We start from the raw sequence: 13,800 nt of genomic DNA, 5'->3' as shown, positions 1-13,800 counted from the left end.
TCCCCACCCTCCGCTCCCGCGGAGGGTGATAAAAACTTTATATATCATGCTCATATCGAGGCAAAAGAATATCTACGGTCGTTCCTTTATGCAGCTCGCTTTGGATGATCATTTCCCCCCGATGCTCTTCTACGATTTTATAGCTTACCATTAAGCCCAATCCGGTGCCTTTCTCTCTGGTACAATAATAGGGCTCACCCAAATGCTTGACGCGTTCAGCATCCATCCCGCAGCCGTGATCGATCACGCGAAGGAGCACTTTATTTGGCAGCGCCGAACATTGAATAAAGACCTTCCCCCCTTTGGGCATGGAATCCATTGCATTCTTGATAACATTAATAAATACTTGCTTTAATTGATGCTCATCGCAATAAATCCTGGTATCTTGTCCGTCGTGGTATAATTCAATCGACGTTTTGTTCAGAATGGCCTCGCTATCCAATAATGCTTTTACACTGTGCAATATAGCAAGCATCTCTTTTTTCTCAAATCTCACTTCATTCGGTTTGGATAATACAATAAACTCGTTTGTGATCGATTCAATACGATGCAGCTCTTCTTTCATGGTGTTCAAATAATGCGGGGGGCAGCTCTCTTTGCCTAACATCTGCAAAAAACCTTTTATCGTTGTCAATGGATTTCTAATTTCATGAGCCATCCCGGCAGCCAGTCGTCCAACCGTCTTGAGCTTATCGGCTTTTATCCATAATTCCTCTGTTTTTTTCCGCTCCGTAATATCCTTAAATGTAACCACCGCCCTAGTGACTTGACCGTCTTGAATCATGGGGGTGCTGATATATTCCGTCAGGAAATAAGTGCCGTCTTTTCTCCAGAAAATATCGTTTACGACTTCTTTGGTAACGCCCTCCCTAATGGAAAGGTAAATAGGGCACTCCTCCTCGTGATAACAGGAACCATCGATTTTCGTATGATGAAACATCTGATGGGTTTTCCGGTTCAGGACCTCATGACTTGAATAGCCCGTCATTTTTTCCGCTGTGATATTCCAGAACGTCGTATGTAAATGTTGATCAACCCCAAAAATACCTTCTCCTGCCGAGTGAATCAACAGCTCCAGCTCTTTATTCAGTTCGTCAATACGACGTGCAGCCAGACGTAATTCCATTTCATCCATGACGACTTGAGCGAGCGTGCTCAGCGTATCGATCTCTTGTTTGGTGACCGCACGCGGCTTGAGGTCAATAACACATAGCACTCCAAGATTATGGTTGTCATGGGTCGTCAGCGGGACTCCGGCATAGAAACGAAACCCCATCTCTCCGGCAACCAGCGGGTTGGCCAGCGACCGGGGGTCGAGGCTTGCATCCGTGAGAACATAAGGCTCATGGTTTATAATCACCGAAGCGCAAAGACCAGGAACACGTTCAACCTCCTGCGCAGCTAATCCATGATGGGACTTAAACCAAACCCGATCCGTATCTACCAGGCTGATGATTGCTATGGGCACATCAAACAATTGGGCCGCAAGTGCAGTAATGTTGTCAAAAGCACCATCCGGAGGTGTATCCAGAATGTGATACCGCCTTAAAGCATGTATACGATCTTGCTCCTTCTTTGTCGAGCCCGGCATAGGCTTCTTTCCCCCTATTTTAAGATGCATACACACTTTTTGAAGAATACGCTTACACATTAACTTAAGAACAATATATCGATTGCTTCAACGAAATTCAACAAAATTTTACATGTGTCGTAGTTTGAGCTGTTCAAAAAAAACACCCGGGGGCCTACATCTATTTAAAAAAGCCGCGGCATTCATCCGCGGCTCCACTTTATTATGTAATTAAGAAATACAGCATCATAGGCCGGAGGCAGACAAACCTATGGCCCGTCTAACGCAGCCTATAAGCTGAAAGACGGGCCATACTCATAATAAATGAACAAGTCCGGGGCTAATGCTCTTTACTTTGATAAGACAGCGCCACATCGAGATATGGATCTTCATTGGTGGTCTGACCCAAATCCTTTCTTCCATTCCCATCGAAATCAGCGATGATCAAGCGGCCATTGCGTTTCCCCCAAGGGCCAAAGGTGGATAACAAAGTATACTCATCGTCAGCCGTTTGAAGGTATTCCGTATACGTTAAATCCGCCGCATTCCAGCGCAAAATATCTTCCTTGCCGTCACCATTAAAATCGCCAAATCGGATTTGGCCGGACCTTGCGGGAATATTCAAATGTACCTCTGTTGCTTTCCACTGCTTTACAGCCGGGTCAAATTCAATTTGTAATCCGTCAGAGGTATCCTTCTTCGACATGAACAAGCCTTGTGTGCCTTTGGGGGATACCTCTTTTACTGCCCAATCCTTGGTGGACGGCGATGTGAAGGTGTAAGGCGTGATCGGTTCCGCCATTCCCTGGTGCAAATATACACCCAATAGCTGACTGCGGTCCTTCGAATGTCCCGCAAGCACACAATCACCGTTCGGCTGATGCAGCTCTTGCGCCTCAAGCCATTGGCCGGGCGGGATATTCCATACCTGATTCAGGGTAAATGCGGTTCCTGTAGAAGTGTAGCTCTCAAGCCTTCCATCCGGGTGAACTACCCACAAGCCTTTTTTGCCGTCGCCATTCGTATCGTTAATTGTGAATGCCGAACCGTCGGTGTAAGGAACGGTGGCCCAAACCTTCGGAACAGGCTGAATCCCATTGCGCATGTCCTTAAAGTAGCCTTCGACAACGTTAATATTTCCGGATTTCTTATTCCATATCAAGACGTCGGATTGGCCTTTGCCCGTTACATCACCGATTTGGATATCATTCTCGTTCCCTTCTCCTACTTCTACACGCTGGGACGGGGTAAAAGGAACATAATCATGAATGGAGTAAAATAGGTAACCCTTGGATTTGATCTGAGTTACCAGCTTCTGGAGCATGCTCGTGTTCGTATCGGGATATTTGTATTCGGGCAGCCCGTCTCGCATGACCGGTTTCCCCGCATCATCAACGACAGGGATCAAATATTGAAATTCCAAAAACGGGTGGTAAAAAAATGAATTCATTCGATTCCATTTGCCGAGTTGCTGCAGTATGGCTTTTTCATCTTTATTTTCAGGAATATAAGATAATGGCGTGGGAACATAAACCGTTCCTAGCGTTGCAGCGCCGTAGCCTTGGTTAAGTCCCGTAAGATACTGTGCCGCAGAAGTATTCGGATTAATGGCTGCATCAGGCTCATACTGGAGCCCAAAATAAGCACGAAATACTTGATCCTGGTCCGTGGTCGTATGATAATGCGGCGCTTCCCAAAACTCGGGAGCCAATCCTGCATGATGAAATATGCGAAGTCCTGCTTTTACCCTTTCCTCAGCAAAGGACTTTGTTGACGTTTCCGGCATATCCGGTTCGTTAAATTCATTGCCGATCCCAGACGCCTGATGTCCATCTGTCCGGCGGATACTCCCTACCTGATGTGTATATCCGTGCATGCCCAAGGTCGCGCCATCCGCAACAGCCTGATGCAGGAGCTTATCCAACGATTGAATATAGGAGCTGCCCGTTTGATCTAAAGAACGGTCATAACGCGTTCCATCCGGTAGAATATTGATCCATCTTGGGATCACGGCCATACTGTAATGAATATGCTCCTGATGCAAAAACTCCAATACTGCTCTTAACTTGCCCAAGCCTTCCAAAGAATCATAATATCCGCCTGGACCAATATCTTCTAAGCGAATCATGGCAAAGGACGGCGGCTTGTCTCCTCTTTCCAACAGAAACTGATACAAACCCAACGCTAATAAACACAACATGAACATCCCGGATAAATACAGTAGAGTCCATTTATAGTTGCGTATGAAAGCCCTCATGATGTAAATAACTCCCTCCAAGTCGGGATGATAAGACTCTCCGGCTTGATGCCGCTGAAATGCGCCGCGGTGCAGTGTTCATATAGGCAATGGTACGCATAAGGTATTTTGCCCTCAAATCCTTCACCCTATGGCGGGCAGCAGGCTTTAATTTTTATTTTCGCGAGATGTCTCAAGCGCCAAATCTTTGCCTATACCCGCACTTCCTGCATAATTCTTCAACGGCCTCTCTCCTTGAAAATCCATAGAAAAGATTGTTTGCCCTTTCACTTTCAACGATTTCCGAGAAAGGGCTGCTGTGGATATTACCTAAATTAATTACGCCTTCCCCATCCAGACAACAGGGCACAACGGTCCCGTCAACCAGTACCGCGGCCTGGCTTCGAAGTGCGTGGCAGAATCCTTTTCCGTCATCTTCAGGCGCTTGTAAGCTGGGCCATTGAAATTCATGATCCTGATTCAAATAAATGTTGTCGGCAATTTTGACTCCGCTGCCCGGCACTACTTTTTCTTCAATCCTGTAATCCAGATTAAACTCTTTCTCCAGTACGGCCAGTGTTTCCCGGTTTCTTTTCTTTTCCAGATTGGTTACATTATCCTGAGACAAATTCCACAATCTAAACGAGAAGATTACCTTATGCTCAGCCGCTTCCCGGACAAACGAAAGAATGTTAGCCAGATATTCTTCCCGATTTTCCGATCCCTCATGTCCGTCAAAGCTATGAAGCGAGAAGTTCATTTGACGCAGCGCCGGTTTTCCAAGCAGCTTATGCTTGGCTTTATGAATCAGTGTACCGTTGGTTGTAATATTGACCTTAAACCCTTTGGCGTGGCTTGCATCGAGCAGCTCATCGATTTTGGGATGGAGAAGAGGCTCGCCCTTCACGTGAAGATAAATATGATTCGTATGCGGCTTGATCTGATCCAATATATGATTGAAAGTGTCCAGCTTGATAAAATTAGCCTTTCGGGCCGTTTGCGGACAAAAGCTGCATGCCAGATTGCATACGCTTGTAATTTCGATATATACTTTTTTAAATGTTTTCAAGACTGGTTCCCCATTCCGATCTGTTCTGTGAAAATCTCTCCCATATATCTGTATTATAGCATAATAGTTTTTCTTCAGTAGACTAATCGATTCCAAGCAGCTAGACGGGAAATCACCCGGCAGGAAAAAGATCAAACCAGCTTGGGGGGATTATCGAGATCGAGGTCATCGACGAGATAGACGAACAGAGCTTTAATCTCGGCGGGTGAAGCGGCTTATGCAGGAGATCTGGGCAGGAAATCGTTAAAAGGCGACCGGTATGAGTTCCGCCTTTCACATTCGGAACCACGCTCCGGCCGCCCTTTTGATGTTCAGACAAATCATTACTTGGATTATGACGTAACGGATGGCACGGTTAAACCGGACCCTTCAAAGGAAAGAATGACTTCACGAGCTGCGTCAGGTATCGGCGTGCTCTTCCCGCTGGCTGTATCCACTAGCACGATCGTTCCTCGTCCGGCTGCTTTTAACTGATCGTTAACGACCAATGCATATTCCAACTCTATCGAGGAACGGCCGATATCTTCGACCCTTACATGGAGCTTCAAGGGATCCCTCAGGTAAATGGAGGCCAGATACTGGCATTCCAGGTTCGCAACGACAGATACCGTCTTATCGCTAAACAAATCCTCCGTCAATTCGAGATTCTCGAAATATTCAATACGTCCCTGCTCGAAATACATAAAATAACTGACATTATTCACATGTCCGAGAAGGTCTGTCTCACAATAACGGACTTTAATAGGAATCGAAAAATGAAATTTCTCCAACCAGCTCTGAGGGTCCGGCTGAACAAACGATATGTTTTTCATAGATTATTCTCCTCTCTCTATGGAACAGTACACACAACACATTTTAGTTCTATTCTATCGTATTCGCAATACAACCCCTGCTTATTCAAGCAGGGGTTGTTGGTAGGTTTGGCTGTAGGTGCCAGCCGGATCAGATATGCCGCGGCAGAAGCTTCATTGTGTTTTTTTACGGGAGAATTTACCTTTTCCAAGGGTTCCATCTCACTTCTTGCATGGAGGAATCCCTTTCTTTTAACGAACCGTTCCCTTGAATTCCTGCGTCATACCCCCAGCTATATACCTTCCCATCTTCACTGATGGCAATCCCATGATTTAAAACTTTAATGCCGGATAAACCTTCCACTTGCTTGGCTGTATTAGCAATAAGTTCCCAAACTGTGCCGTCATCCTTAAGAGCAAATCTTCCTGATAGAGTAACTACTCCGCTGATAGCGTCGTACTTAGTCAGTGTATTGCTATAATGATCCCACTGCCAGACGGAACCATCTTTTTTGGCCATCAGCAGTTGTCCGTTTCTTCCGATTGCCACAACCTCATTTATCCCTTCAATCATTCTGGGCTGCTTGAGATACGAATCGGGTTTATTGGCAAATGCATAATCGGCATAAGTATCCCAGCGCCAAACAGTGCCGTCTTCTTTCAGGGCAAAATGACCCCAATCATAGAACACGTCATTGACATATTCAATCTGCTTTTGCCTGAGCTTGTCCGCATAAGTGTAGAGATACCCAAATTCCCAGACGGACCCGTCACCCTTTTGCACAATAACCGATCGGTTGGTACCAAAAATTTTTACCGCACCATCCAATTCCGGTATATGTAAAGGTTCTACAACAGGCTCGCGGTTAAACTCAATAAAATCGCTCCCCCAAGCCCAAACCGTACCGTCCTTTTTCAATGCCAAGGAGTAGCTTTCACCGGCATGAACATCCACGATATCCGTTAATTTCTCAACTCTTTGGGGTACAGCAGGAAACAGCGGCTCCAGATCTCCTTTCCCAAGCTGCCCCCCGCCATTACTGCCCCATGCATACACAAATCCATCAGACGATAAAGCTAATCGGTGTTTAGAACTGCCCGATATATCGATAATATGCGGCGTATCTACTTCTTGAAATTTGTTAAGGCCCAGCAGCTCATTTATTTTCGCCACTCCGGTCGGATCTCCGGCCACCAGTTGATCTATTATTTTGTTTCGGTCTTCTATAGATAAGCCCGGAACCTGCTTAAACGCTAACTCATATTCTTTTCCATCCATCCAATAATACATAAGCCGGTCGTATTCGCTGTAATAATTATTGGAACCGGAAACCGATTTTCCGTATACCTGATACCTGCTCACTATGCCGTCATTTAGTTGAATATCAATCGGGGTCCATAACGTAGGCGTATCCGCTCTATAGTAAGGAAAGGGAACACCTATCGTACGTTCTTTCAGAAGATCGGATAGCTTAACAGGCTTCTGCTCTATCGTTTTTTTATGAAACAAAGTAAGCTCGTTATGCACACCGGACGCCGTCACTTCAATAGAAAAGTTGAATTCACCAAACTTGATGTATTCATCAATTTCGTCCTTCATCAGCGCGAGCGTCAGCCAACCATCCGTTTGACTGTTTTCTTTCCCCTCTCGGAAGAAGCCATGATTATAATCATTCACTGCATTCCCTTGGAAATAAACGGGAATGCCTTCGCCGCGAATCATCTGCGGGATGTAGACATATTTCATATTTTCCTTCGGAACAGCTGCTGCATCTACCTTGATATGGATGGCGACCAAGTATTTTTCCTTCTGCTTCAACTCGGCATGGACGTTGCGAGCCTCTTGAAAGCCAGCATACTTTGAATAAAACGCTGACGAAGGATTGGTTGTATCAACGATCAAAATTTGGTCTACCGTAAAATCAATCGATGTTCTGTACATTGTATCTACTTTGTAAGGCAGCTTTACCGTATCGAAGGCATCACCCCAAACAGCCTTAATATTCGTCCCTGTATAAGCGACCTCAGCATATGAGAGTGCGGAGCGATCAGGCTCAAATGTTTTCCCGCTTTTCACTTCAAGAATTTTGTGCAGCACCATTGCAGCATATCCTTGGGTTACGGGCAGATCCAGACCCAATGTCCCATCCCAAATTCCTCCGACTACACCCTGCTTTACGCTGGTATAAATCAGTTGTTCGTCATTATCGCCACTCACAAGCGATGGATCCACAGCTCGTGCCGTCATTCGCATAAGCTCTTTACGTGTTAAGTTGGAATCCCAGTTTCCCGAAGTAAAGTCTTCATATCTATGAATTCCTGCTTCCACCGCTGCGCTCACATAGGGATCGTACCATATCGAATCTGAAGCTTTCTTAATCGGCTTCAAAGCGATTGCCTTACTGATATACGCTAAGAATTCCCCCCGAGTAACTTCTTTTTCAGGAGAAATGGAATCCGTGAACGGAAGGTAGCCTTTCTGTACCCCTTGATCAATATAGAAGACAGACCAATGATCGGCGGGATCCATTTTTAGCTGAGCATAGGTAACTGAAGGAACATACCATTGTGAAGCCAAAATAATCAATAATACCGCTACACAGAATTGCTTGAAATAACTTAAGGATTTATCCCTTTTCATTGATCGCATTCCTACCTTTACTCATGATATGAATGATGCGTTTGGCCCATAATTAAACCTTAGAACTAAAGGAAAAAAGATTGTAATTTACCATGTTTAGGACTGATTTCCTATCATTCCATTTCTATTATAATACCAATATGATTCATTGGAAATAAAAACGGAACAAAAAACCACCTCTGTGACCGATGATGCACAGAGGCGGTTCTCCTTTATTGGATAACGTCAACGCACATGGTATAAACGGTGAGGTCACGCCGTCAATGCAACACTATAATTAATAATAATTATCATTATCAATGATTGTTTTCACTCTTCCCCCTTTACAATATATCAAAACCTGCATGACTTAAATTTAATAATCCATTGATATAATCCCCTTATTAAAAGGGTAACCAGTTGAAGGGAGATTCATCAATGAAGAAAAAATGGCTTATCACTGTCATAGCGGCACTGACACTCACAGCAGGGACCGGCATCGGATCCGCGGCAAGCATGAACGGTACAACCACTGAAAAAATCATGTACTCGAACAACGGGCAAGTGATTACACCGTCTTCCCCGGCAGTCAATATGGATGGCAGCCTCTACTTGCCCGTTCGCGCATTCGGAGAAGCGATCGGCAAATATGTCGATTGGGACGAGTTCCGCAATAGCGTCTCTTTAACGGATAAACCGGAGTTAATCGGCAAGTATAAGCTGAATGCTCCGGATTTAGCGAACGGGATCAAAATGGGGATTGGTTCCTCGCTGACTCACCTGCCGGGCGATCCGGACAATGTGTTTTATTCGACAGCCGACCGCGGTCCCAACGGCCAAGTCACGGTCGACGGCAAAGAGCTTCGTACATTCCCGATTTCGGATTACACACCAAGCATCTATAAAATCGAAATTAGCAAAGGCGAAATCAAGATTCTCGACCAAATTCCGCTGAAGGTTGGCGGCACAGATCCCGTGAGCGGCAGCTCCCGTATTACCGGTCTGCCCAACATCAAGGGCCGCGATGAAGCTCCTTATGATGCAAGAGCGGAAAAAGAGCTGGCCTACGACCCGTACGGTCTCGACATTGAAGGGATTGCCTATAACCCCAAAGACGATACGTTCTGGATTTCCGATGAATACGGCCCGTCCATCGTACACGTCAAACGCGACGGCACATTGATCGAGCGCATTGTACCTAAAGGCTGGGCAGCTCAAGCAGCCACTCCGCTCGTACCTGCCCGGGAAATGCTTCCGGCCGTGTACAATAAACTGCGTCAAAACCGCGGCGCCGAGGCCGTGGGAATCACTCCTGACGGTAAATACATGTTTATGGCCATGCAGAGCCCTCTGCGCAATCCGGATAAAACTGCCGACAATTCACGCCAGCTGCGGATCGTGAAGTTCCACCTGGCAACATTGGAGCCGATAGCCGAGTACGCTTATGTCGCAGAGGACGCCAAGCAATTCACCGATCTGAAGCAATCCGATATCGTCATCTCCGATATGGTCGTGATCAACGAGAACACGCTGCTCATCGACGAGCGCGACAAGAACGCAGGCGACAAAGCGCAGTTGAAACGCATCTATTCCATTGACCTTTCCAATGCGACGAATATCCTCGGCAGGTACGATGAGGAGAAGAACGCCGGCAAAACGCTGGAGCAAATGTCGATAGAGGATTTGAAAGCAACCGGCATCCTGCCGCCCGCCAAACGCACCGTTCTCGATGCGGCAGCATTCGGCTATCCGTACGAGAAAATAGAAGGCTTGTCGCTTGTGAACGGCAGTACCCTTGTCCTCGTCAACGACAACGATTTCGGTGTGGACAGCACATCGCCGGACAACGGCACCGAACTGTGGACTTTCAAGCTGCCTTATACGCTGAAGTAATCGATTGCATAAATAAACGAACCCGGCCTGCCGGGTTCGTTTATTTTCATCGATCGGGAAGCTGCGGTCGACCCTTGAGACGATTCGCCAATTGTCTCTGCTTACTTGTACATCTCAACCCAAAGGCTCAGCTGCTGCTTCAAGCTTTCCCTCACCGATTTGGGCTCCAATATCTCCGCATTGGGGCCGTATTGAAGAATCCAGTTGACGAACTCCTTTTCGTTGTTTACCGTAACCTCAAAGATCAAGCTGCCATCCTTCTGATCCTTCATACGGGGATGCACGAATAACTCCTCTTCTTTGATGTATCGTGCAACCTCCGGGGCGAACCTGACTTTAAACGTTATATTCTTATCGCCGCGGTCAATGGTCCACGTATTTTTCAAGTATTGCTTGATGTTAAAATCTCCTTTGTCGTAGGAGAGATTCGTCACCTCCACCTTTTGAAACCGGCTGATCCGGAAGGTGCGAATCGCCTGCTTCAAGTGACAAAAGCCGATCAGATAAAAACGTTGGTCACGGGGCACCAAATAATAAGGGTCTATTTTCCGTATGGTGGTTTCATCCCTGTACTGCGTGTGGTAGATGGTATCGATCGTTTTCTGTTCCAAAATCGCCTCAATGATCGGTTGAAGAAAGTTCGGGCTTTCTTTGCGATACGCCGGCGTCCCCATTTGGATGATATCGGCCAAGTTTTCGACCAACCGGTTTTGCCTGGACTTCTCCTTTAAATGGGTAGCCATGACCTTATCGTAAGCCGTGTCAAATCCGGGCGGGAGCTTATCTTTGTCCAGTACGGAAGGCAGCAGCGAGAATACAAGCGCCTCCTGCTCCGTGAAATTGAGCGGATAAAGAAAAAATTTACCCATAAAACGGTAGCCTGTTCCCCGCCCGTCATTGGTAACCGGGGCGATCAGGCTAAGTGTATCCAAGTCCCGGTATATCGTTCTAATGTTCACATTACTTTTGAGTGCCAGATCGGATGCCGAAATGCCGGGATTTGCCTGAATGGCGTTGATAATGGTGAACATGCGGATGACTTTGTCGATCATGCTCATCCCCCTTAATCATCTAGTACTATTTTCCTGTATATTACTTATTCTTCTAATACAAGGGAACTTCCTTCCTAGGTCGCAATTTTCATCGGTTGTTAGTCTGCTCTTGCGGTAGGTTACGAATGATGTCCGTATTCAGCCCAAGCTGCAGTAAAATGGTTAAGATGTCGATCTGAATTTTATCTGTTTTATTGGTCATCGATACCCTCCGAAAAGTCAAGATAACTACTTTCCAATAGAGGATATCATTCCCATGTGACATGAGGCTGTCTCGAATATGCGTTCGCAATTAGATCATGGTCAATACTTTCCATAAACCTCCTTTTAAAATAGAACTTAAGACTCTTGCTATAACTGATTATAATAAAATTTTAACCTTTTCTTTACTTGATCTCTTCCACCGATGTGTGTAATATGGAAAAAGATGCCTGTCGGAATATAAAATATTTTATCGAATTTTGTAATTTTCTGTTTTCGAATTTTCTAACAATACCAATTGAAAAAGGCAAATCTGTCGAAAGGCAGGGACGCAAAGCTGCGGGCCTACAGCATCATGTTATGGCAGCCGGGCCGCCAATGGGGACCAAGAATCTGCCCCGTCACCTCGTCAAGGGCAGCTTCTTTTTTTTGTTCAGATTCCATTCGAGGAGGAAAAGCACAGCATCTGATTCTCGGACCACTTGGAAACAACCCGCAAATCATTACGTTCAGGAGGCAGTGCACCCATGTTGAAAATGAGTATTCAAACCCGTTTAATTGCAGCATTTCTAGTCATATTAATCCTGCCGTGCAGCGTCGTCGGCTGGTTTTCTTATCTGGAAGCGCGGCAGCAGGTGGAAGACCAAATTATGCAAAGCGCAAGTCAAAGCGTGAACTCTGCAAACGATCAAATTACCAGCCTCATTTCCAAAAGCTTATCCGACATGGATTTTTTGGCGCAGCAGATCAAGGGCGAAATGGTGGATGGAACGGCCAGCCCGCGGGTTAGAGCCATTCTGGAGCCCTATAAGGCGATTAATCCCCAGTATGAAGTCGTATATTTCGGAACAAATACCGGAGTGATGATCTTTTCTCCCGACAGGACCATAGAGGGCTACGATCCGCGGACCAGACCGTGGTTTATTACAGCTACGGAGAATAAAGGGAAGGCTATCGTAAGTGATCCGTTCCTCTCCGCAACGAATAATCAAATCGCCGTGAACCCTTCGAAAACCAGTGACGATGAAACGGGAGTTGTCGGCGGCAGCCTGGTTTTGACCGACCTTGCCAAACAAGTGAACAGTATTAAAGTCGGCCAGAACGGGTATGTGTTTATACTGGACAGGGACCGCAAGTACGTAACCAATCCTACAATTGAACCGGGTACGGATAACACGGAGCCGTATGTGTCCGAGCTTTACGCATCCGATTCCGGAACCGTGGAATTTCAGTTTAACGGGATGGACACCAAGGCGGTATTTGTCACTAATCCATTGACCGGCTGGAAGATTATCGGCGCCATTGAGATGTCGGAAATTGCCAACGCCACGAAGCGCATTCTCTATACCACCATTGCCGTTATTGCCATCGCTATTGTCATTGGTGTAATGTTAGCGTTGTGGATCGTTCGTTCGATTACGGCTCCTTTGAAGCAATTGATGCTTACGACGGAACAAATCGCCGCCGGAAATCTGACGGAAGAAATCACAGTTCATTCCAAGGATGAATTGGGACAGCTAGCCGCATCGGTGAACCATATGGTTCATAATCTGCGGGACTTGATCGGGGGAGTCGTAAGCTCATCCCATAATGTGGCTGCCGCATCGGAGCAAATTTCCGCAACGACGGATGAAATTGCCGGCAGAGTCTCGGCGCAAGCCCAATCCGCCCAAAATATGCAGGAATTATTCAGCGAGCTGTCTGCAGCCATTAATTCGGTTGCCGCCAATGCCGAAGTGGCCGCGGAATTAGCAGCCCAAACGACGGCCATCGCCCACGATGGAGGAAATATTGTCAAAAATTCCATCTCCAGCATGAATCAGGTCAATCTGCATATGACACGGTTAGAGGAAGATTCGAATAAAATCGGAGAGATTATTGAAGTCATTGACGATATCTCGGATCAAACCAATTTGCTTGCCCTTAACGCAGCCATTGAGGCGGCGCGCGCCGGAGAGCAGGGAAGAGGATTTGCGGTTGTAGCCGATGAAGTGCGCAAGCTGGCCGAGCGCAGCGGCGAGGCAACCAAACAAATTACGGCGATCATCAAAGGCATGCAGGAAAACACCCATAGAAGTGTAACGGCCGTTTCCGATGGGGTAAGCCAATCCGAGGAGACAGGAAAGGCGTTTGATCGAATTATTGACATGATCAGCAAAACCGAGCTCAAGGCGGGGGAAATTGCAGCTGCATGCGAAGAACAGGCCGCCCAGTCCAATGAGGTTATGCATTCCATTGAAAACATCTCGTCTGCCAGCCAGGAGGCTGCCGCAGCTTCGGAGGAAACGGCCGCTACATCGCAGTCGCTTGCACAGCTTGCCGAAGGCTTGAATGAATCCGTCTCTGTCTTTAAAATTAAATAACGATT

Annotated in this window: 8 protein-coding genes and 1 riboswitch; of the genes, 2 read left to right on the top strand and 6 right to left on the bottom strand. The window is 46.4% G+C overall.

All coding sequences use genetic code 11. The features are described 5' to 3' along the window. Positions 1-37 precede the first annotated feature (37 nt). From ACZYR9_RS08070 to ACZYR9_RS08050, 5 genes are all read right to left on the bottom strand, one after another. Positions 38-1,591 carry an ATP-binding protein gene (locus ACZYR9_RS08070; RefSeq protein ID WP_488977952.1) on the bottom strand — a complete coding sequence of 518 codons (1,554 nt, stop codon included), beginning with the start codon at positions 1,589-1,591 and terminating at the stop codon, positions 38-40. A gap of 319 nt (positions 1,592-1,910) precedes the next feature. Next, positions 1,911-3,827, bottom strand: coding sequence for a DUF2334 domain-containing protein (locus tag ACZYR9_RS08065; RefSeq protein WP_488977951.1), 1,917 nt, complete (start codon positions 3,825-3,827; stop codon positions 1,911-1,913). A gap of 172 nt (positions 3,828-3,999) precedes the next feature. Next, positions 4,000-4,875: a radical SAM/SPASM domain-containing protein gene (locus tag ACZYR9_RS08060; protein ID WP_488977950.1), complete on the bottom strand. Its 876-nt coding sequence runs from the start codon at positions 4,873-4,875 to the stop codon at positions 4,000-4,002. 332 nt (positions 4,876-5,207) lie between these two features. Next, on the bottom strand, positions 5,208-5,687 hold the full coding sequence (locus ACZYR9_RS08055; protein ID WP_488977949.1) for an acyl-CoA thioesterase: 480 nt from the start codon (positions 5,685-5,687) through the stop codon (positions 5,208-5,210). Positions 5,688-5,865: 178 nt separating this feature from the next. Continuing rightward, the gene (locus ACZYR9_RS08050) at positions 5,866-8,307 is read right to left on the bottom strand and encodes an RCC1 domain-containing protein (protein ID WP_488977948.1); all 2,442 of its coding nucleotides are present in this window, start codon (positions 8,305-8,307) and stop codon (positions 5,866-5,868) included. A 417-nt stretch (positions 8,308-8,724) separates the two neighbouring features. On the opposite strand from ACZYR9_RS08050, the gene ACZYR9_RS08045 reads away from it, so the two are divergent. Further along, positions 8,725-10,179: an esterase-like activity of phytase family protein gene (locus ACZYR9_RS08045; RefSeq protein ID WP_488977947.1), complete on the top strand. Its 1,455-nt coding sequence runs from the start codon at positions 8,725-8,727 to the stop codon at positions 10,177-10,179. Between the two features lie 101 nt (positions 10,180-10,280). Here the strand turns inward: ACZYR9_RS08045 and ACZYR9_RS08040 are convergent, their stop codons facing one another. Next, a complete protein-coding gene (locus ACZYR9_RS08040) occupies positions 10,281-11,231 on the bottom strand; it encodes a helix-turn-helix transcriptional regulator (RefSeq protein WP_488977946.1) in 951 nt (316 codons plus the stop codon). Between the two features lie 497 nt (positions 11,232-11,728). Next, positions 11,729-11,812, top strand: a riboswitch (cyclic di-GMP riboswitch). A gap of 147 nt (positions 11,813-11,959) precedes the next feature. Here ACZYR9_RS08040 and ACZYR9_RS08035 point away from each other — a divergent pair. Beyond that, positions 11,960-13,795: a methyl-accepting chemotaxis protein gene (locus tag ACZYR9_RS08035; RefSeq protein ID WP_488977945.1), complete on the top strand. Its 1,836-nt coding sequence runs from the start codon at positions 11,960-11,962 to the stop codon at positions 13,793-13,795. Positions 13,796-13,800: the final 5 nt, after the last annotated feature.

This window comes from Paenibacillus sp. F024 (genome assembly GCF_057814255.1).
Note: the sequence above shows the minus strand (reverse complement) of the source record. Positions and strands in the feature narration are given on the sequence as shown.